We start from the raw sequence: 19,464 nt of genomic DNA, 5'->3' as shown, positions 1-19,464 counted from the left end.
GAGGCGACTGTGGGCACACCGGTGATCGTCGAAGCCGTCCGCACTCCCATCGGCAAGCGCGACGGCTGGCTGTCCGGGCTCAAGCCGCAGCAGGTGCTCGCCGCCGCCCTCAACGGGCTGGTCGAGCGCTCGGGCGTCGATCCGGCCGTCGTCGGCCAGGTCTTCGCCGGCTGCGTGACCCAGGCGGGCGAGCAGGGCGGCCACGTGGGGCGCTACTCCTGGCTGTACGCCGGCCTGCCGTACCAGGCGGGCGTCACCACGGTCGACGCGCAGTGCGGGTCGTCGCAGCAGGCCGTGCACCTCGCGGCGGCGATGATCCGCGCCGGCGTGATCGAGGCGGGCATCGGGTGCGGCGTCGAGGTCATGAGCCGCGCCCCGCTCGGCAGCAACGTCCTGCCCGCCAAGGCGCGGCCCGACGACTGGAGCATCGACTTACCCGACCAGTTCACCGCCGCCGAACGCATCGCGGCGCGGCGCGGGCTGACCAGGGAGCGGCTCGACTGGCTCGGCGCCCGCTCGCAGCAGCTCGCCGCCAAGGCGTGGGCCGACGGGCGGTTCGAGCGGGAGCTCGTGCCGGTCGGCGACGTCCGGCGCGACCAGGGGCTGCGCGAGACCACCATCGAGGGGCTGGCCAGGCTCAAGCCGGTGCTCGGCGAGGGCGCGCTGCACACGGCCGGCAACTCGTCGCAGATCTCCGACGGGGCAGCGGCGGTGCTCGTGATGAGCGAGGAGACGGCCCGCGCGCACGGCCTGCGGCCGAGGGCCCGCATCCTCGCCCAGGCCCTGGTGGGCGCCGAGCCGTACTACCATCTCGACGGCCCCGTGGAGGCGACCGCGAAGGCACTGGCCATGGCCGGGATGTCGATCGGCGACATCGACCGGTTCGAGGTGAACGAGGCGTTCGCCGCGGTTGTGCTGTCGTGGGCGAGCGTCCACGAGCCCGACTTCGACCGGGTCAACGTCAACGGCGGCGCCATCGCGCTGGGCCACCCGGTGGGCGCGACCGGCGCCCGGCTGATCACCACGGCGCTGCACGAGCTGGAGCGCTCGGACTCGTCGACGGCGCTCGTGTCGATGTGCGCGGGCGGTGCCCTGGCCACCGCCACCATCCTCGAACGGGTCACGTGACCGTACGAGCCAAGCATCACGCACGTCGCCCGGCGACGGAGGAAGCAGCCTCAGGGGCTGGGTCCGGATCCACGGCCCCTGCCGGAGCGGCGTCCCCACCGCCGCCTGCACCGCCGACACGATCGCCCTCCGACAGGATGGCAAGGCGGTCGAGCCCTTCACCTTCGGCTGTTTCCGCCGGCCCGCCTCCGCAGGTAGTAGGCGTACGTGGCGGCCGCGAGGGCCAGGCTCCACGGCAGCCAGAACAGTCCTGGAAGGAACGTCCCCCAGTGGCTCGCGGATAGCGTGATCTGCCCGGTGGCCCACCACAGCCACAACCGGGTCCCAGCCTGGATCAGCAAGACGGAGGCCGCCGTCGCCGGGACTACGGCGAACCAGATCGGCACTCGCCTGCCGCGCAGGAAGGGAATCCAGCGCGGGAAGACCTCGCCCCAGCCCTGAACCAGCCCGAGGGTCAGCACTGCCCCCGCCACGCACAGTCCTCCCAGCACGAACTCCGAGGCCCCAGGGTCCATGACCAGGTAGTCGGCCGGCACTCCAAGCGGGATGCCCAGCCCCCACGAGATGCGCGAGATTCCGTACGGCAGAGCCAGCACGGCCGCCGCGTAGGTGGCCCACCTCCCCCACCGCCCGGGGCTCACGTCGCCGCCGCGGGTGTTCCAGACAACCAGTGCCCACAACCCTCCGCCCGCGATGCTGAACAGCATGAACAGCAGTGGCCAGTCCCACAGCTTCGTGTATCCCATGAACAGGTAACCGAAGTTCTGGATCACCCGGACGTCGGGGACGGCCACCAGCAACGCGACGGTTAGCAGCGCTCCGGCCACCCTCGGCCACCGTGTCCGTGGCGCGCGGGCCAGCACCACCGCGGCGGCCACACCGAGCGCTCCGGCCACCGCGAAGATCACACCGGTGGCGCCCGGCTCAGCGGTGGCGAAGAACGAGCCCATGTCAGAGCCGCGAGGATCACTGCTCCCCAGGGGGAACGAACTGCCTTCGACCGCCCAGTAAGCGCCCACCAGTCCGAGAGCCAGCGACCAGACGCCCGCGACCACCGGAAGCTTTGCCATGACTTCCCTGGAGGAGACCGCTTCGCCCGCCGGCTTCTCCGCGGGGAAGGTCACGCTGCCCTCACGGTAGCCGAGATCATGTCCGCCGCTCTCGCGATGTAGGAGCCGGGCAGATCGGCGAGGAGGTCGACGTCCTTCGCCGCAGGAAGGGCGTTGACCGCCTGCGCCGCCAGGTCGCGGCAGTAGGCCAACGTGTCGTCGACGACGCCGCTGTCCCGGACCCTGGCCAGGATCGTCTCGGCATCGCCGTCGAGCAGATGGGGGTCTGCATTCCTGGCCCGCAGGAGTGGCAGGGTGTAGACGCTCTGACGCACGTCGTTGCCCGCCGGCTTGCCCAGCGTCTCGCTCGAGAGCGTCAGATCCAGCAGATCGTCCAGGATCTGGAAGATGAGGCCGAATTTCTCGCCGTAGACGGCCATCCTGGCGCGCTCCTCCGAGGAAGCCTTGGCACAGAGTGCGCCTACCAGGCAGCTCGCCCGGAACAGCGCGGCCGTCTTGCCGGTGATCGACCTGAGCGCCGACTCCTCGGTGCGGTCGCGGTTGAACTGGTCGGCAGCCTCCAGATACTGGCCCTCGGCCAGCTCCACCGTCGTGGCGGCCAGCACTTCGGCCACCGGCTTGGACACTGCCGTGATGGCGGCCAGCCCTGCCCTGGCGAGCATGAAGTCGCCGATCACCAGGGCCTTGCCTTGGCCGAGTGTGGCGTTGAGCGTTGGGGTGCCCCGCCGCTGCGAGGCGCCGTCCATCAGGTCGTCGTGGATCAGCGATGCGGCGTGGATCAGCTCAATGCACGCGGCGGCGGTGACAGCCCGCCGATCGGCTGCCTTACCGAACGCCAGCACCGTGCCCAGCGTCAACGCGGGACGCAGGCGCTTGCCGCCGGCCTGGATGATCCGCTCCGCGCCGGCGTTGATTCCCGGCAGCGTGGAGGATCCGCTCAGCCGCTCGATCCTGGACTCGACCTTACTCAGCCCTGCGACGATCGCAGGGTGGGTCAGCAGACGTTCCATGAGACCTCCCAGTTAATGACCGGGTGGACATTAGCACTCTAATGACCACCTGTATACTTTCTTGGGTGCAGAAGAAACGACTCCGCGACCCCGAGGCCCATCGCGCGGCCATCCTTCAGGCGGCGCGGGGCGCCTTCGCGGAACTCGGCTACGCCAAGGCCACCATCCGCGAGATCGCGCGGCGTGCCGGAGTCACGCACGGTCTGGTGATGAGGCACTTCGGATCCAAGGAGATGCTCTTCGTCGCCGCCATCCCCGGACCGAAGCCGGTGGACGAGCTCGAGCCCGGGACGCCGGAGACGCTCCCGGAACGCATGGCGAAGGCCTACGTCACGCGGATGGAACATCCGGCCAACGACGATCCGTTCCTCGTGCTCATCCGCAGCGCAGCGTCCGGCGAACGGGCGGCCGAGGATCTGTTCGCCACCATGCGCCAGCCCATCCACAGTGCCTACGGTCCTGTCGTTGACGGACGGGACGCCGAGGGGCGCATCGACCTGATGGGCGCGCTGCTCATCGGAGTGACGTTCAACCGCTACCTGCTGAAGTCAGGCGCTCTGGCCGAGATGCCGCCCGACGTGCTGATCGGACATCTGGCCCGCACGCTGCGTGCCATCCTCTTCGAGTGAGGCGATGGCCGGCTCTTGATCCTGTCGCGACCAGAGGTGGCGTCCCGAGTGGAACCAAGGGCGGGCGCGCTGAAATCGCATGAGGAAGCTTGATCGCCATGCCCCCGATGTTTTCCAGCCGGCGACGATCGTGGATCACCTGCGAGGGGGAAGCAGCTCCCCCGCAGGTGTGAGATGACCCGGTCCCCCGATCGCCCGCGAGCTCGGGGCCGGCCGCTCCGCGCTGTACCGGGGACTGGAGAACGACGAGCCGACCGCCATGAGCACCCCGGGGTCCGGCTCACAACGCCGGCCGGGCCGCTGACCAGTGCTGGTGCGCGGCGGGCGCACCGGTTGGCGACCGGAGCCGCGACGCCCCAGCGCGGCCCGTCATCTCGGGACGTGTCACGTTAAGAGCCGGAATCCCTTTCGGTGCTCCGTTGCGTCCGCCACACTCGTTCCACGCTCACGCACGACGGGGGACCGACCATGAGAAAAACCCGGCGCAGACCGTACGCCGAGCAGCGCCCGCAGGACCTCGGCGGCGGGGTGCGGAGCGTGCCGGTGCCGATCCCCGGCAACCCGCTCGGTTACACCCTCGTCTACGCGATCGAGTCACCCCAGGGCCCCGTGCTGGTCGACGCCGGCTGGAACCATCCGGACGCGTGGGAGGCGCTGAGCGGCGGGCTCGCCGCGCTCGGCATGGACGTGGCCTCGGTCCGGGGCGTGGTCGTCACGCACTTCCACCCCGACCACGCCGGCCTGGCCGGGCGGGTGCGAGAGGAGTCGGGCGGCTGGATCGCGATGCACGAGGCGGACGCGGCGCTGGTCAGGGCGATTCACGGTCTCGCCGAGGGCGAGCACGAGGCATTCCAGACCGACATGCTCAAGCGGGCGGGCGCCGACCCGGGCGACGTCCAGGTGGTCGCCGCCGAGCGCCCGCAGCCGCCCGCACGGCCGGACCGCGAACTGGCCGACGGCGACCTGGTCGACCTGCCGGGCCGCAAGCTGCGCGCCGTCCACACGCCCGGCCACACCCCGGGCCACATCTGCCTGCACCTGGAGGACGCGGACCGGCTCTTCACCGGCGACCACGTCCTGCCCGACATCACCCCGCACATCGGCATCTATCCCTACGACCGCGACGACGTGGACCCGCTGGGCGACTTCCTCGCCTCGCTGGACCGGGTCGGCGAGCTGGGGCCGCTGGACGCCTTGCCCGCGCATGAGTGGATGTTTCCGGATGTGGCGGCGCGGGCCGCCGAGATCCGCCACCATCACGAGGACAAGCTCAACCGGCTGGCCGCGTTGCTGGCCGATCGGGCGGAGCCGCTGACCATCTGGGAGATCGCCGCGATGATGACCTGGAACCGTCCCTGGGACGACCTGGGGCCCATGCTGAGGGGCATGGCCGCCGGAGAGGCCGCGGCCCACCTGCGCACCCTGGAGGTCCGAGGGTCCGTCAGGCGCGTACGAGGAGTCGATGCGGTCTGCTTCCAGGCCATAGAATCCTAGACATCCGATGTCTAGGGAGAAGAGCGTGGCGGTCACCGACGCGGCCATCGACAAGATCAAGCAAATGATCCTCTCCGGCGAGCTCACCCCGGGAGACCGGCTCCCCAAGGAGGCCGACCTCGCCGAGCGGCTCGGCCTGTCACGCAACTCGCTGCGCGAGGCCGTCCGCGCCCTCGCCCTGATCAACGTCCTCGACGTACGGCAGGGCGACGGCACGTACGTCACCAGCCTGGAGCCGCGCCTGCTGCTCGACACCATGTCGTTCGTGCTCGACCTGCACCGTGACGACACCGTGCTGCAGTTCTTCGAGGTGCGCCGGATTTTGGAGCCGGCCGCCACCGCGATGGCCACCAAGCTCATGACCGACGACGAGATCGAGGAGCTGCGGGTGATCCTGGAGTCGCTGCCCGCCGATCCCACCGTCGAGGAACTGGTGGCCAACGACCTCCAGTTCCACCAGCGCATCGCCCAGGGGTCGGGCAACACCGTGCTCTGCTCGTTCATCGAGAGCCTGTCCGGGCCGACGACCCGGGCGCGCATCTGGCGCGGCCTGACCCAGGAGGGCGCGATGGAGAAGACGCGCGAGCAGCACACCGCGATCTACGAGGCCATCGCCGCCCGGCAGGCCGACGTGGCCCGCTCCTGGGCCACGGTCCACGTGGCAGGCGTCGAGTCCTGGCTCCGCAAGGCCCTGGCCTGATCCCAGCCCTCCATCACACGGCCGTGGAGCCACGCGAACCCGAGGATCCACGCGAACCCGAGCCTCGAACCCCGAACGGTACGTAGGCATCAACCGCTCATACGCTCCCAGAACGCCCCTCAGGTCAGGTCTCGGACTCCTCCGCTCTACGGCCGGCGCGGCGCCAGAACTGGCGTTTGCCCTCCTCGCGTACGGCCAGGCCCAGCCGCGCCAGCTCCTGCCGTAACTGCTCGGCGTCGTCACCGTCGCCCTTCTCCAGCGCGCGGGCACGGGCCCTGAGGTAGGCGTGGGCGGCGTCGGCCAGGTCGGGGTGGCCGTCGGCCCAGCGCCGGAACTCCTCCCGATGGGGGTCGCCCTCGGCCCGCCACGGATAGCCGTGAGCCAGGAAGGCCTCGGCCAGCGGGCGAGGCCGGGGCAGGTCGCCGCCCTGCCGGACCAGTTCCTCGGTGTCGTGACCGAGCAGCACCAGTTGCTTGGCGTCGAGGAAGGCCACGGCCACCGCGGAGCGCGGCAACTCCTGCCGGGAGCTCCGGTGCGCGATCGACAATCGCTGGTCGTCGATGACGATCTTCACGGTGTACTCGTCGGCGATCACCGCCAGCACGAGACCCGCGACGACGCCCACGACGACCGCACCGATCGTGAACGCCGTCGGCGGGATCGACTCGATCAGCCGTAACGGACCCTCGAACGGGGTCCATGGCAGTGACGCCGCCCACCCGGCGACGTAGCGCAGCAGCCAGCCGGCCCCGGCGCCCAGCAGCGGGGCCCCGACCCAGACGACGACCCGATCCCCCAGCGTCGGCAGGGTGGTCGCGTCCGGCGAGGACGGGTCACCGGATGGCATGGGCCGTGCTCCTTCCGTCGTGAGCGGCTCATGAACGACGGCGCCGGCAGGGGCGGACGACCGGTCGCCCCTTGGCGTCGTTCTCCGCAGCCACCGTAACGGCGCACGAGGTCCCGGCCCTCATCCGAAAGTAGCGGCCGTGCGCGACTTTGGTCGTCAGCACCTCCGGCCCCATCGGCGTCACAGCCTCAGAAGCACCATCGCCCCGTCAGCATCGCCGGCGGGCCCGGGACCCTCGGGCGGCCGAACCTCCGCAGCGCGAGCCGTGCGGGCCGGGCGGCCGGGGGTAGGGGGCCTGTGTGGCCGACAAACTCGAGCGATACCGGAGCAAACGCGACCCCAGCCGCACCCCCGAACCCGTACCCGCAGAGCAGCCCGAGCCGCCCGAGCACCCCGAGCGGCCCCAGACCCGCGACGGCGACGCCTTCGTGATCCAGGAGCATCACGCCCGCGCCCTGCACTGGGACCTGCGGCTGGAGCGCGACGGCGTCCTCGCCTCGTGGGCCATCCCCAAGGGCCTGCCGGCCGACCCGGCCGCCAACCACCTCGCCGTCCACACCGAGGACCACCCGATGGAGTACCTCACGTTCCACGGCGAGATACCGGCCGGCGAGTACGGCGGCGGCACCATGACGATCTGGGACCGGGGCACGTACGAGGCGGAGAAGTGGTCGGACCGCGAGGTCAAGGTGGTGCTGCGCGGCTCCCGCGCCTCGGGGCGGTTCGTGCTGTTCCAGACGAACGGCAAGAACTGGATGATCCACCGGATGGACCCGCCGGCGCGTGACCCGTTCCCCCCGCTGGAGCCCATGCTGCCGGTGGAGCGTGCCCGGCCGCCGCGTGACGAGGAGGAGTACGCGTTCGAGTTCGCGTGGGGCGGCCGGCGGACGCTGGTGCCGATCGACGGCGGCCGGACGGACGCGGCCCGCGAGTACCCGTGGCTGCGCCCTCTGGCCGCCTCGTTCGGCAGCCGCAGCGCGGTCCTCGACGGCGAGGTGGTCACGCTGGGCGGCGCGGAGGTGCTGGTCTGCTACGACCTGCTGTACGACGACGGGCGCTCGCTGGTGGCCGAGCCGTACACGGCCCGCCGGGCGGCGCTGGAGGCGCTCGGCCTGTCGGCGGCGCGCTGGCAGACGGCCCCGTCGTGGCCCGGCCAGGCGGCGCCGGTCCGTCAGGCGGCCCGCGAGCAGGGCCTGCCGGGGGTCGTCGCCAAGCGCCTCGACACGACGTACGAGCCGGGCCCGTCGAAGGCGTGGCTTCTCATCCCCTCTCCCCGCACGTCCCGGAAGATCCCCGCTCCCGGCTCGGCCCGGAACACGGCCCGAAAATGAAGCGCGGCGTGCCGGTGGGCGACGGCATACTCGTCGCGTGCTCATCTCGGATATCTCTCCCCATCACCACCCTTTCGGCCAGGAACTGCTCGACCTGCAGCACGCCGCGTACGCGGTGGAGGCGGAGCTCATCGGCGACGACCGGATCCCGCCCCTGCACGAGACCCTCGACGCGCTCCGCTCCGAGCCGCTGACCTGGCTCGGCGCCTTCGACGACGACGGCCGGCTGGTGGGGGCAGTGGCGTGGGAGGAGACGTCGGACGAGGTGGACGTCAACCGGCTGGTCGTGCATCCCGGCGCCCACCGGCGCGGCATCGGCCGGGCGCTGGTCGAGCAGGTCGTGGCGCGGGCGGCCGGCCGCCGGGTGATCGTGTCCACCGGCCGTGACAACGCGCCCGCCCGGAGCCTGTACGAGCGGCTGGGGTTCGAGGCCCAGGGTGAGCGCGAGGTGATCCCCGGGCTGTGGATCGCCGGCTACGCCCTGACCGCCTGATCCAGGACGTCCGGGTTACGGGCGGGACGGCAGCAGGCCCTCCGCCTCCAGTTCCGACCACAGGTCCTCCGGCACCGGCCTGTCCCACAGCGCCGCGTTGGCGCGCACCTCCTCCGGTGAGCGGGCGCCCAGCACGATCGTGGCCACCGCCGGGTGCCGCAGCGGGAAGGCCATCGCCGCCTGCGGGAGCGGCACCCCGTACGACTCGCAGATCGCGGCGACGCGGCGGGCCCGGTCGAGGACGGCGGGCGGCGCAGGCGCGTAGTCGAACGTGCCCGACGGCCGGGCGGTGGCCAGCAGGCCGCTGTTGAACACCCCGGCCGCCAGCACCCGCACCCCGCGCTTCGCGCACGCCTCCAGCAACGGCAGCCCCGACTGGTCGAGCAGGGTGTACCGGCCGGCCAGCATGACCACGTCGATGCCGGTCTCCTCCACGAAGCGCAGCGGCGCCCGCCACTGGTTCATGCCGACCCCGACGGCCTTGATCACCCCTTGGTCGCGCAGCTCGGCGAGGGCCGGGTAGGCGTGGTCCAGCGCCTGCTCCATGTGGTGGTCGGGGTCGTGGATCAGGGCGACGTCCACGGCCGGCAGGCCCAGCCGTTCCAGGGACTCCTCCAGCGAACGGCGCACGCCGTCGCGCGAGAAGTCCCAGACCCGCACATGGTCGGCGGGCACGTCGAAGCCCTGGTCGTCGCGCCCGCCCCGGCTCGACGGCACGAGCAGGCGGCCGACCTTGGTGGACAGCACATATCCGGTACGGCCGGCGAGCGCGGCCCCGAGGCGGCGCTCCGACAGGCCGAGCCCGTAGTGCGGGGCCGTGTCGAACAGGCGCACCCCGTTCGACCAGGCGGCCTCGACCGTGGCGCGTGCCTGCTCCTCGCTCACCGCCTCGAACAGCCCCGCGATCGGCGCGGCGCCGAACCCGTGACGCGGTAAGGCCAGCACGTCGTCTCCCCGGGTCACGTCGTCTCCCCAGGTCACGGAATCTCCCAGGTCACGGAATCGTTCAGCTCCCCCGTCACGTCAGCTCCCAGACCAGCGCGAGCCCGCCGGAGTCCTTGTCGAAGTCGCCGTCGAGCAGCCGGTTCATCCTCGCCTGCCACGCCCGGTCGGCGGGGTGGTCGCGGAGCGCGGCCTGAAGCGCCGCGTAGTCCTCGACCTCGACGAAGTGGAACAGGTCCAGGCCGTCGCGGTAGATGCGCCAGGAGCGCACCCCGTGCTCGCGCATGGCCTGCTCCAGCTCGGCCGGGATCTCGGCGTGCTCCCGGTCGTAGATCTCCTCGCAGCCCGGCCTGAGCCGGGTGCGGAGGGCGAGCCGTTCCATCAGTCCTGTGCCTTCCCTCCGGCGATGCGGCTGATCATGAGCGCGACCAGGATGATCGCACCGTAGACGACCGGCTGCCAGAAGCCGGAGACGCCCTTGAGCGTGAGGATGTTCTGCACCAGGCCGATGACGAGGACGCCGGTCAGCGCGCCGAGGATCGTGCCCTTGCCGCCGTCCATGCTGACGCCGCCGATGACCGCCGCCGCGAACACCATGAAGATCCAGCCGACGCCCTGGTTGGAGCCGATCGCGCCGAGCCGGCCGGTCTCCAGGACGCCGGCGAGCGCCGCCAGCGTGCCGCCCAGGATGAAGACTCCCCACAGCACCCGGTCCACGCGGATGCCGGCGGCGCGGGCGGCGTCGATGTTGCCGCCGATGGCGTACAGCGAGCGGCCGATCCGGAAGTAGGCGAGCCCGGCGATGCCCGCCGCGAACAGCACCCCGGCGATCCAGATGGAGGCCGGCAGCCCGAGCCACACGGCGCTGCCCAGGTAGAGGATCGAGTCGGGGAGCTCGAAGAGCGTCTTGCCCTGGGTCGGGCCGAGCTGGAGCCCGTGCACGATGATCAGCATGGCCAGGGTCACGATGAACGCGGACAGCTGGAACTTGATGATCAGGAAGCCGTTGAACGCGCCGATGGCCGCCCCGACCAGCAGGCAGAGCGGGATGACCAGGCCGCCGGGCAGGCCGAGCCCGAACCCGCCGGCCGAGGCGGGGATCACCAGCATGACCGCGATGGCCGGCGCCATGCCGACCGTCGACTCCAGCGACAGGTCGAACTTGCCGGAGATCAGGATCATGGCCTCGGCCAGCACGAGCAGGCTGATCGCGGCCTGCTGCTGGAGCACGTTCGTCAGGTTGCCGCTCGTGAGGAACGTGGGGTCGAGGAACGCGCCCACGACGAGCAGGATGAGGATCACCGGGACGAGGGTCAGGTCCCGGAACCGAGCGAGCCGCACCCGGGGGGCCGGCGACGCGGTCAGTGTCGTCACTGTTCAATGCCTTCCATCACGGCCACGAGCTCGTGGTCGGTCCACCCACGCGGCACGTCCTTCACGACCCGGCCGTGGAACATCACCAGCACCCGATCGCAGACACGCAGGTCGTCGAGGTCGTCGGAGACGAGCACGGCGCCGGCGCCCCGCTCGACCGCGTCCTCGACGGCGCCGAGCAGGGCCTGCTTGGCCTTGACGTCGACGCCCGCCGTCGGGTTGATCACTACCAGCGCGGACGGGTCGTCGACCAGCGCCCGCGCGAACACCACCTTCTGCGCGTTGCCGCCGGACAGGTCGCCGACGGGCTGCCCGGGCCCTTCCGTCTTGATGTCGAGGTCGTCGATGAGCTGGACGGCCCGGGCCCGCTGCCGCGACGGGGAGACGGTGCCGAGGCGGCCGAGCTTGCCCGCGATGGGGATGGTGGCGTTCTCGGCGACCGACAACAGCGGCACGAAGCCCTCGTGGTGGCGGTCCTCGGGGACGAAGCCGAGGCCGGCGCGCAGGGCGGACGGCACGTCGCCGGGACGTACCCGGACGCCGTTGACCGTGACCGTGCCCGCGTCGGGCCTGCGCAGGCCGACGAGGGTCTCGGCGAGCCCGACCTTGCCGCTGCTGGCCGAGCCGGCCAGGCCCACCACCTCGCCGGAGCGGACGGTGAGGTCCACCTCCCGGTAGCGGCCGGCCAGCGACAGGCCCTCCCCCGCGAGGACGACGCGGTCGCCGGGCGTGCGGGTGCGGGCCTGGTAGGCGGCGGTGGCCTCGCCGGTCATGGCGTCCACCAGCTCGTCGTGGGAGAAGCCGGTGACGGGCCGGGTGACGATGTGCCGGGCGTCGCGGAAGACCGTGACGCTCTGGCAGATCTCGTACACCTCGTCCAGGTGGTGGGAGATGTACATCATCGTGACACCCTGCTCGCGCAGCGACCGCATGCGGGTGAACAGCCGCTCGATGGCCGGTCCGTCGAGGCGGGCGGTGGGCTCGTCGAGGATGATGAAGCGGGCGCCGAACGACAGCGCCCGGGCGATCTCGACGAGCTGGCGCTGCTCGACGCTCAGGTCCCCGGCCAGCGCCTGGACGTCCACGTCCACCTCGTAAGTGTCGAGCAGCTCACGGGCCCTGGCCCGCAGCGCCCGCCACCTGATCACGCCATTGTCGGTCTGCCGGTTGAGGAACAGGTTCTCGGCGACCGTGAGGGCGGGGATGATCGTGGACTTCTGGTAGACGCAGGCGACGCGCCGCCGCCACGCGTCGCGGTCGGCGAGGGCCGGCGCGGGCTCGCCCGCGAACAGCACCTCGCCCTCGTCGGCGGGCTGGAGGCCGGTGAGGATCGACACCAGCGTGGACTTGCCGGCGCCGTTCCGGCCGACGAGGGCGTGCGTCTCGCCCTCGGCTATCGCGATGCTCGCGCCGTTCAGCGCCACGGTCGGCCCGAAGCGCTTCACGACATTACGAGCTTCAACGTGATATTTCATCACTTGACCTGATTGCCCCAGAGGTTCTTGTCGTCCACGTTCTCCTTGGACACCAGCGGAGCCGGAAGCTGGTCCTCCAGGCCGTTGGGCAGCTGGATGATCGTGCTGTCATGGTCCGTCGGGCCCGCCTTGAACGTCTTCCCTTCGAGCGACGCCTTCGCGTAGAACATCGCGTACTTGGCGTACAGGTCGGCCGGCTGCGAGACCGTCGCGTCGATCTCGCCCCTGCGGATCGCCTCCAGCTCCTCCGGGATGCCGTCGTTCGAGATCACGAAGACGTGCTTGGGGTCGGTCGGCGGGACGAGCATGTTCTTCTGCTTGAGCACCTGAAGCGTCGGAGCCAGGTGGACGCCCCCGGCGTGCATATAGATGCCCTTGATGTCCGGGTTCTGCTCCAGGCGGGTCTGCAGCATGGACGCGGCCTTGCTGCCCTCCCACTCCGTCGGCTCCTCGAAGACCGTGATGCCGGGGAACTTCGTCTTCATGCACTCGCGGAACGCCTCGGCCCGGTCCCGGCCGTTGACCGAGCCGAGCGAGCCCATGAGCTCCACGACCTTGCCCTTGCCGCCCAGCTTCTCGCCGAGGAACTCGCAGGCCTTCGTCCCGTACGCCCGGTTGTCGGCGCGGACGACCATGTAGACCTTGCCCTTGTCGGGCCGGGTGTCCACGGACACGACCGGGATCTTCTTGTTCTCCAGCTGCTGGAGGGTGGAGGCGATCGCCCCGGTGTCCTGCGGGGCCATGACGATCGCCTTGGCCCCCTGCCCGACCAGCGCCTGGACGTTGCTGACGAGCTTGGCCACGTCGTTCTGCGAGTTGGTGGGCGGCATCAGGTCCACCTTCTGCTCGGCGGCCATCTGCGGGACGTACTTGATGTAGGAGTTCCAGAAGTCGGAGTCGGCGCGCGGGTAGTCGATGCCGACCTTCCCGCCGCCCGCAGCGCCGCTGCCGGTTGTGGACGTACTGCTGGAGCCGCAGGCTGCGACGACCGCCAAAAGGGCCGCGCCGGCGACGACCGGACCGAGCTTCATCGTGGAGACACCTTCCTCGGGCGGGGCCGGCCCCCCGCTGGAGCCGGCCCTGTGGTGCTGTTTTCAGTTGGCGGGCTGTGTGTGCGCCTCAGGGGGCGGGGCGCAGGCGCAGCCCCTGCATGCCTCCGTCGACCGCGAGCGCCATGCCCGTGGTCGCGCTCGCCTCAGGGCTCGCGAGATAGGCGATCGCGGCGGCGACCTCCTCGGCGGTGACCAGGCGGCCCATCGGCTGCCTGGCGTTCAGCGCCCTGCGCTCCGCCTCCGGGTCGTCGGCCGCGTCGAGCAGCCGGCCGATCCAGGGGGTGTCGGCGGTCCCGGGGTTCACGCAGTTGACGCGGATGCCCTCGTGTACGTGGTCGGCGGCCATCGCGAGGGTCAGCGACTGCACCGCGCCCTTGGTGGCGCTGTAGAGGGCGCGGTCGGGCAGTCCCGCCGTGGCGGCGATGGAGCAGACGTTGACGATCACCGCGTGCTCCGACCTGCGCAGGTACGGCAGCGCCGCCCGGCTCACCCGGACCATGCCGAGCACGTTGACGTCGAAGACCCGATGCCACTCGCTGTCGGGGTTGTCCTCGACCGTGCCCTGGGCGCCGATGCCCGCGTTGTTGACGACCACGTCGATGCCGCCGAGCCGTTCGGCCGCCTCGGCGACCGCCGCGCGCACGCCCGCGTCGTCGGTGACGTCCACCTTGATGCCGACGAACGGCTCACCGGGGGGATGCAGGTCGAGGCAGGCGACCTTCATGCCGCGCTCGGCCAGCAGGGTGGCGGTGGCCAGGCCGATGCCGGACCCGCCTCCTGTCACGATCGCTCTGAGACTCATGCGTCCTTCCAGACCTCGCCGTCGGGGAACCTGTGGGCGGCGATCGACTCGGGGCGCATCTCCGCGCTGAAGCCCGGCGCGGAGGGAGCGCGGTACCGTCCGTTGTCGATCACGACCGGGTCGGTGAAGTGCTCGTGCAGGTGGTCGACGTACTCGATCACCCGGTTCTCCATGGAGCCGCTGATCGCCACGTAGTCGAACATCGACAGGTGCTGCACGAGCTCGCACAGCCCGACCCCGCCCGCGTGCGGGCAGACCGGGACGCCGAAGCGGGCCGCGAGCAGCAGGATCGCGATGTTCTCGTTGACGCCGCCGACCCGCGCCGCGTCGATCTGCAGGTACGACAGGGCGCCGGCCTGGAGGAGCTGCTTGAACACGATGCGGTTCTGCACGTGCTCGCCGGTGGCGACCGGGATGGGGCGGATGCCCTCGGCGATCGCGGCGTGGCCGAGCACGTCGTCGGGGCTGGTGGGCTCCTCCACCCAGTGCGGGTTGAAGTCGCCGAGCGCCTTGACCCAGTCGATGGCGGAGGCGACGTCCCAGCGCTGGTTGGCGTCGATCGCGATCGGGTAGTCGGGGCCGCACACTTCGCGGGCCACCCGGAAGCGCCGCGCGTCGTCGGCGAGGTCGGCGCCCACCTTGAGCTTGATCTGCTGGAAGCCCTGGTCGAGGGCCTCCTTGCAGAGCCGCCGCAGCTTGTCGTCGTCGTAGCCCAGCCAGCCCGGCGAGGTGGTGTAGGCGGGGAAGCCCTCGCGCCTGAGCGTCTCGACGCGCTCGCGCTTGCCGTCCTCGGCCTGCCGGAGGATCTCGAGCGCCTGCTCGGGGGTGAGGGCGTCGCTGAGGTAGCGGAAGTCGACCAGGTCGACGATCTCCTCGGGGGTCATCTCCGACAGCAGCAGCCAGAGCGGCTTGCCCGCGCGCTTGGCCTTGAGGTCCCACAGGGCGTTGACCACCGCGGAGATCGCCATGTGCATGACGCCCTTCTCGGGGCCCAGCCAGCGCAGCTGCGAGTCGTTGACCATCTCCTTGTAGAGCGCGCCGAGGTCCTCGGCGTCCCTGCCGATCACGTACGACCCCAAGGCGGTGATCGCGCCGGTCTGCACGTCGTTGCCGCGCCCGATCGTGAACGCGAACCCGTGGCCGGAGAAGCCGTCGTCGGTCTTCAGCACGACGTAGGCGGCGGAGTAGTCGGGGTCGGGGTTCATGGCGTCGGAGCCGTCCAGCTCGCGCGAGGTGGGGAAGCGGACGTCGTGCGTCTCCATCTCCACGATCCGGTACGGCCGCGCCGCCGCGCCGCCCGCGACTTCGGCCGTCGACGCCGTGTGCCCTGTGCTCCCCATGACGCCCCCCGTCATGCCTGCCCCACCGTCTGCCGCTGCCGGCCGAGCCCCTCGATCTCCAGCTCCATCACGTCACCGGCCCGCAGGTACGGCTGGCCGGGCATGCCCAGGGCGACGCCGGCCGGGGTGCCGGTGTTGATGACGTCACCGGGTTCGAGCACCATGAACCGGCTCAGGTAGCGCACGATCTCGGCCACGTCGAAAATCATGTTCTTGGTGTCGCCGTTCTGCCGCAGCTCGCCGTTCACCCAGAGCCGCAGCTCCAGGCTCTGCGGGTCGGCGATCTCGTCGGCGGTCACCAGCCACGGTCCCAGCGGGTTGAACGTCTCGCACGACTTTCCCTTGTCCCACTGGCCGCCCCGCTCAAGTTGGAACTCCCGCTCGGAGACGTCGTTGGACACGGCGTACCCGGCGACGACCTCCAGCGCCTCCTCGCGGCTGTCGAGGTAGCGGGCCCGCTTGCCGATGACGATGGCGAGCTCGACCTCCCAGTCGGTCTTCACGCTGCCGCGCGGCACGAGCACCTCGTCGTACGGCCCGACCATGGTGTTGGACGCCTTCATGAACACGACCGGCTCGGCCGGCACGTCGGCGCCGGACTCGGCGGCGTGGTCGCTGTAGTTGAGCCCGATGCACACGATCTTGCCGGGCCGCGCGATCGGCGCTCCTACCCGCAGCCCCTCCCCGACGACGACGGGCAGTTCGTCGCGCTCCAGCGCCTCGCGGACGCGGGCCACTCCTCCGGAAGCGAGGAAAGCACCGTCGATGTCGGGCTCTCCGATGTCACGCAGGTTGCCGGCGGCGTCCATCACCACCGGCCGCTCCTGCCCGACAGGTCCTACTCGCAGCAGCTTCACACCGCATCCTTCGTCCATACATCGGATGTCTATAGCTCCGATGCTGGTGGGAGCTGCCGGGGGATGTCAAGCCTTCCAGGAGCGATACATCGGATCCGTGGCTGGAAATATGCCGACACAGCACTAGGAGTCCCCCAGGAAGAGATCAGGGACGCCCCGGGAGATCGCTCTGGTGGGATGGCGAGACATCCGAGGAGGGCAGGCGTCTGTTACAGAACGGACGGCGGCACAGCCGAGCAAGGTCATCGGATGGCTTCTACCATCGCCCCCGACGCGGAGCGCATCGCAGGGAGACCACGGGCCGTCGCGGACCGCCACGGCGTTCCTCTCTCCCCACCATCTCCCGAACGACTCTCAAGGGGATGAATCGGTGGCGGAAAACACCCGATGTCTCATACCCGGCGCGAATGCGGCGGACCGCGGGTGGCCTTGCGGAATCAGGTGCGGTTGACTGGAGGGCGAACCGTAATAGAACACGTTCCAGATTCATGGGAACCATCCCCCCTGAGGTGAGCGACCGTGCGGATCGACCTCGTCGACCAGGATCAGTACGCGCAATCCGGACCACCCCTCGACCAGCTCCGCTGGCTGCGCGAGAACGACCCGGTCCACCGCCACGACGACGACCCTCCGTTCTGGGCGGTCACCCGCTACGAGGACGTCGTGCAGGTGTCGAGGCGCTCCGACCTCTTCTCCTCGGAGCGCCGGCTCGCGCTGTTCCACGAGGTGCCGGAGGAGCAGCGGGTCTTCCAGCGGATGATGATGCTCAACCAGGACCCGCCGGAGCACACGCGCCGGCGCTCACTGGTCAACCGTGGCTTCACGCCGCGGACGATCGGCGCGCTGGAGCAGCACATCCGCGACATCTGCGACGACCTGCTCGACAAGTGCTCGGGCGAGGTGGACTTCGTCACCGAGGTCGCCGCCCCGTTGCCGCTGTACGTCATCTGCGAGCTGCTCGGCGCGCCCGTGTCCGACCGCGACAAGCTCTTCGCCTGGTCGAACCGCATGATCGGCGCCCAGGACCCCGACTACGCGGACTCGCCCGGCGGAGAGGGCGGGGCCGCGGCCATGGAGCTCTACGCGTACGCCAACGAACTGGCCGCCCAGCGCCGCGAGAACCCCAGGGACGACATCGTCACCAAGCTCATCCAGCCGGACGAGCACGGCCAGATTCTCGACGAGAACGAGTTCGACCTGTTCGTGCTGCTGCTCGTCGTGGCGGGCAACGAGACGACCCGCAACGCCGCCTCGGGCGGCATGCTGGCCCTGTCCGACCACCCGGAGCAGTGGGAGCGCCTGGTCGCCGACCCGTCGCTGGCGCGCACGGCCGCCGACGAGATCGTCCGCTGGGTGTCCCCGGTCAACCTGTTCCGCCGCACGGCCACCCAGGACCTGACGCTCGGAGGCAAGGAGATCAAAGAGAACGACAAGGTCGTCGTGTTCTACTCCTCCGCCAACCGGGACTCCTCGGTCTTCCCCGACCCGGACGTCTTCGACATCGGCCGCGACCCGAACCCGCACATCGGCTTCGGCGGCGGCGGCGCCCACTTCTGCCTGGGCAACCACCTGGCCAAGATGGAGCTCAGGGTCCTGCTCGAGCAGCTCGCCCGCCGCTACCCGCGCCTGCGCCGCACGGGCGAGGCGCGGCGGCTGCGCTCGAACTTCATCAACGGCATCAAGGAACTGCCGGTCAAGGTGAACTGACCGTAGCCCGGCCGCGCCGTGTCCCGGCGGCCCGAGGACCGCTCGGCCCGGGACCGGTCGGCCCAGGGACCGGTCGGCCCGGGACCGGTCGGCCGGTCGCCCAGCGGGAAGGTCATGGTCGAACGGGCCCTGCCCCTTCCCTGGGCCGGTTCAGACGGTCTTGATCACTCCCCCGTCGGCGAGGTAGTCGGCGCCGGTGAGGTTGCCGGACACCGGGGAGGCGAGGAAGGCCACCAGCGCCGCCGTCTCCTCGGGTTCGGTGAGTCGTCCGGTGGTGATGCCCATCTGGCCGGGCAGTTGGGCCAGGAACTCGTCGAGCTCCACACCGGCCGCCCGGGCCAGCTCACCGGCGTAGCCGTCGGGGTCGCCCCAGTTGCGGGTGCGGGTCGGCCCGGGGCTCACGGTCAGCGCCCGCAGCCCCTGCCCGCCGAACTCCTCGGCGAGCCCCTTGGTCAGGTTCGTCAGGGCGGCCTTGGCGGCGCCGTAGTCGATCGGCTTGAACGCGGCGCGGGCCCCGATGGAGGACACGTTCACCACGACCCCGCGCCGCCGCAACAGGCCGGGCAGCAGGGCACGGGTGACGCGCACGGTGGCGAAGAGGTTGAGCTGGAACGTGCCCAGCCAGGTCTCGTCGTCGATGTCCAGGAAGCCGCCGGCCCGCATGCCGGCGTCCAGGACCCCGCCCAGGTTGTTCACGAGGACGTCCGCGTCCCCGGCGCGCTCGGCGAGGGCGCGCACCCCCTCGGGGGTGGTGAGGTCCGCCGGCACGGCGACCACGTCGGCCGGATAGGCGTTCACGGTACGGGCGGCGGCGATCACCCGGGCGCCCTCGGCGGCGAACGCCCGCACGACGGCGAGGCCGATGCCCTTGCCGGCACCGGTGACGACGACGGTCTTGCCCTTCAACTGAAGATCCATGGTTGGATCACCTTTCTTGAACTCTAGTTACAAAAAACAGGCACGCAGAAGGCCGATCCGTGCAGGCCGAGCCGGGAGCAGCTCGCCACGAGCACGCAAGCCCCCGGGAGGAGACCTCGGCTTCCCGGGGTTGGCTTCCCGGAGGCTCAGCTCGCGAGGGATTTGGCTCCCCGAGGCTTGGCTCCCCGGGGGTTGGCTTCCCGAGGGTTCAGCTCTCGAGGGGGTTTGGCTCCCCAAGGGCTCAGCTTCCCGAAGGGCTAGGCTCCCAGGGCTGCACACCCGGCGCGGGCCGGCG

General features: G+C 70.9%; 19 protein-coding genes. 7 read left to right on the top strand and 12 right to left on the bottom strand.

The features are described from left to right. The first annotated feature begins 9 nt into the window (after positions 1-9). Positions 10-1,128: a steroid 3-ketoacyl-CoA thiolase gene (locus tag AB0H81_RS18435; RefSeq protein WP_358375781.1), complete on the top strand. Its 1,119-nt coding sequence runs from the start codon at positions 10-12 to the stop codon at positions 1,126-1,128. A 158-nt stretch (positions 1,129-1,286) separates the two neighbouring features. Here AB0H81_RS18435 and AB0H81_RS18430 read toward each other — a convergent pair whose 3' ends face one another. Next, positions 1,287-2,198, bottom strand: coding sequence for a hypothetical protein (locus AB0H81_RS18430; protein ID WP_358375779.1), 912 nt, complete (start codon positions 2,196-2,198; stop codon positions 1,287-1,289). A gap of 50 nt (positions 2,199-2,248) precedes the next feature. Beyond that, a complete protein-coding gene (locus AB0H81_RS18425) occupies positions 2,249-3,208 on the bottom strand; it encodes a polyprenyl synthetase family protein (RefSeq protein ID WP_358375777.1) in 960 nt (319 codons plus the stop codon). 65 nt (positions 3,209-3,273) lie between these two features. Between AB0H81_RS18425 and AB0H81_RS18420 the strand changes: the two genes are divergently transcribed. The 3 genes from AB0H81_RS18420 (at position 3,274) to AB0H81_RS18410 (ending at position 6,031) form a co-directional block, all read left to right on the top strand. Next, positions 3,274-3,837 (top strand): TetR family transcriptional regulator, encoded by a 564-nt coding sequence (locus AB0H81_RS18420; protein WP_358375775.1) that lies wholly within the window; start codon positions 3,274-3,276, stop codon positions 3,835-3,837. A 468-nt stretch (positions 3,838-4,305) separates the two neighbouring features. Next, complete coding sequence (locus tag AB0H81_RS18415) at positions 4,306-5,331, top strand: MBL fold metallo-hydrolase (RefSeq protein ID WP_358375773.1); 1,026 nt, start codon at positions 4,306-4,308, stop codon at positions 5,329-5,331. Between the two features lie 25 nt (positions 5,332-5,356). Beyond that, positions 5,357-6,031, top strand: a complete 675-nt coding sequence (locus AB0H81_RS18410) for a FadR/GntR family transcriptional regulator (protein ID WP_358375771.1) — start codon at positions 5,357-5,359, stop codon at positions 6,029-6,031. A gap of 124 nt (positions 6,032-6,155) precedes the next feature. Here the strand turns inward: AB0H81_RS18410 and AB0H81_RS18405 are convergent, their stop codons facing one another. After that, on the bottom strand, positions 6,156-6,878 hold the full coding sequence (locus tag AB0H81_RS18405; protein ID WP_358375769.1) for a hypothetical protein: 723 nt from the start codon (positions 6,876-6,878) through the stop codon (positions 6,156-6,158). Between the two features lie 299 nt (positions 6,879-7,177). On the opposite strand from AB0H81_RS18405, the gene AB0H81_RS18400 reads away from it, so the two are divergent. Both AB0H81_RS18400 and AB0H81_RS18395 read left to right on the top strand, forming a co-directional pair. After that, a complete protein-coding gene (locus AB0H81_RS18400; protein ID WP_358375767.1) occupies positions 7,178-8,209 on the top strand; it encodes a DNA polymerase ligase N-terminal domain-containing protein in 1,032 nt (343 codons plus the stop codon). Between the two features lie 37 nt (positions 8,210-8,246). Continuing rightward, the gene (locus AB0H81_RS18395; protein ID WP_358375765.1) at positions 8,247-8,702 is read left to right on the top strand and encodes a GNAT family N-acetyltransferase; all 456 of its coding nucleotides are present in this window, start codon (positions 8,247-8,249) and stop codon (positions 8,700-8,702) included. A 15-nt stretch (positions 8,703-8,717) separates the two neighbouring features. On the opposite strand, the gene AB0H81_RS18390 is transcribed toward AB0H81_RS18395, so the two are convergent. The 8 genes from AB0H81_RS18390 to AB0H81_RS18355 all read right to left on the bottom strand — a co-directional run bounded on the left by AB0H81_RS18390 (position 8,718) and on the right by AB0H81_RS18355 (position 16,544). Next, the gene (locus AB0H81_RS18390; RefSeq protein ID WP_358375763.1) at positions 8,718-9,683 is read right to left on the bottom strand and encodes an aldo/keto reductase; all 966 of its coding nucleotides are present in this window, start codon (positions 9,681-9,683) and stop codon (positions 8,718-8,720) included. 37 nt (positions 9,684-9,720) lie between these two features. Then, positions 9,721-10,026, bottom strand: a complete 306-nt coding sequence (locus tag AB0H81_RS18385; RefSeq protein ID WP_358375761.1) for an L-rhamnose mutarotase — start codon at positions 10,024-10,026, stop codon at positions 9,721-9,723. Next, positions 10,026-11,018, bottom strand: coding sequence for an ABC transporter permease (locus AB0H81_RS18380; RefSeq protein ID WP_358375760.1), 993 nt, complete (start codon positions 11,016-11,018; stop codon positions 10,026-10,028). The genes AB0H81_RS18385 and AB0H81_RS18380 overlap by 1 nt, the downstream gene beginning before the upstream one ends. Continuing rightward, positions 11,015-12,463, bottom strand: coding sequence for a sugar ABC transporter ATP-binding protein (locus AB0H81_RS18375; protein WP_358375758.1), 1,449 nt, complete (start codon positions 12,461-12,463; stop codon positions 11,015-11,017). The genes AB0H81_RS18380 and AB0H81_RS18375 overlap by 4 nt, the downstream gene beginning before the upstream one ends. Positions 12,464-12,492: 29 nt before the next feature. Further along, positions 12,493-13,524 (bottom strand): sugar ABC transporter substrate-binding protein, encoded by a 1,032-nt coding sequence (locus AB0H81_RS18370; RefSeq protein ID WP_358375756.1) that lies wholly within the window; start codon positions 13,522-13,524, stop codon positions 12,493-12,495. Between the two features lie 88 nt (positions 13,525-13,612). After that, positions 13,613-14,347, bottom strand: a complete 735-nt coding sequence (locus AB0H81_RS18365) for an SDR family oxidoreductase (RefSeq protein WP_358375754.1) — start codon at positions 14,345-14,347, stop codon at positions 13,613-13,615. Beyond that, complete coding sequence (locus AB0H81_RS18360; protein ID WP_358375752.1) at positions 14,344-15,687, bottom strand: L-fuconate dehydratase; 1,344 nt, start codon at positions 15,685-15,687, stop codon at positions 14,344-14,346. The genes AB0H81_RS18365 and AB0H81_RS18360 overlap by 4 nt, the downstream gene beginning before the upstream one ends. Positions 15,688-15,698: 11 nt before the next feature. Then, complete coding sequence (locus tag AB0H81_RS18355) at positions 15,699-16,544, bottom strand: fumarylacetoacetate hydrolase family protein (RefSeq protein ID WP_358375750.1); 846 nt, start codon at positions 16,542-16,544, stop codon at positions 15,699-15,701. 519 nt (positions 16,545-17,063) lie between these two features. Here AB0H81_RS18355 and AB0H81_RS18350 point away from each other — a divergent pair. Continuing rightward, positions 17,064-18,251 carry a cytochrome P450 gene (locus AB0H81_RS18350; protein WP_358375748.1) on the top strand — a complete coding sequence of 396 codons (1,188 nt, stop codon included), beginning with the start codon at positions 17,064-17,066 and terminating at the stop codon, positions 18,249-18,251. A gap of 150 nt (positions 18,252-18,401) precedes the next feature. Here the strand turns inward: AB0H81_RS18350 and AB0H81_RS18345 are convergent, their stop codons facing one another. After that, positions 18,402-19,169, bottom strand: coding sequence for an SDR family oxidoreductase (locus AB0H81_RS18345; protein WP_358375746.1), 768 nt, complete (start codon positions 19,167-19,169; stop codon positions 18,402-18,404). Positions 19,170-19,464 lie beyond the last annotated feature (295 nt).

It is taken from the genome of Nonomuraea sp. NPDC050691 (assembly GCF_040654455.1).
Classification (GTDB): domain Bacteria; phylum Actinomycetota; class Actinomycetes; order Streptosporangiales; family Streptosporangiaceae; genus Nonomuraea.
Note: the sequence above shows the minus strand (reverse complement) of the source record. Positions and strands in the feature narration are given on the sequence as shown.

Excerpts from the sequence above, each read along its gene's own strand:
- AB0H81_RS18370 (WP_358375756.1), bottom strand. The coding sequence starts at position 13,524 with ATGAAGCTCGGTCCGGTCGTCGCCGGCGCGGCCCTTTTGGCGGTCGTC.
- AB0H81_RS18365 (WP_358375754.1), bottom strand. The coding sequence starts at position 14,347 with ATGAGTCTCAGAGCGATCGTGACAGGAGGCGGGTCCGGCATCGGCCTG.
- AB0H81_RS18405 (WP_358375769.1), bottom strand. The coding sequence starts at position 6,878 with ATGCCATCCGGTGACCCGTCCTCGCCGGACGCGACCACCCTGCCGACG.
- AB0H81_RS18425 (WP_358375777.1), bottom strand. The coding sequence starts at position 3,208 with ATGGAACGTCTGCTGACCCACCCTGCGATCGTCGCAGGGCTGAGTAAG.
- AB0H81_RS18385 (WP_358375761.1), bottom strand. The coding sequence starts at position 10,026 with ATGGAACGGCTCGCCCTCCGCACCCGGCTCAGGCCGGGCTGCGAGGAG.
- AB0H81_RS18345 (WP_358375746.1), bottom strand. The coding sequence starts at position 19,169 with ATGGATCTTCAGTTGAAGGGCAAGACCGTCGTCGTCACCGGTGCCGGC.
- AB0H81_RS18430 (WP_358375779.1), bottom strand. The coding sequence starts at position 2,198 with ATGGCAAAGCTTCCGGTGGTCGCGGGCGTCTGGTCGCTGGCTCTCGGA.
- AB0H81_RS18360 (WP_358375752.1), bottom strand. The coding sequence starts at position 15,687 with ATGGGGAGCACAGGGCACACGGCGTCGACGGCCGAAGTCGCGGGCGGC.
- AB0H81_RS18415 (WP_358375773.1), top strand. The coding sequence starts at position 4,306 with ATGAGAAAAACCCGGCGCAGACCGTACGCCGAGCAGCGCCCGCAGGAC.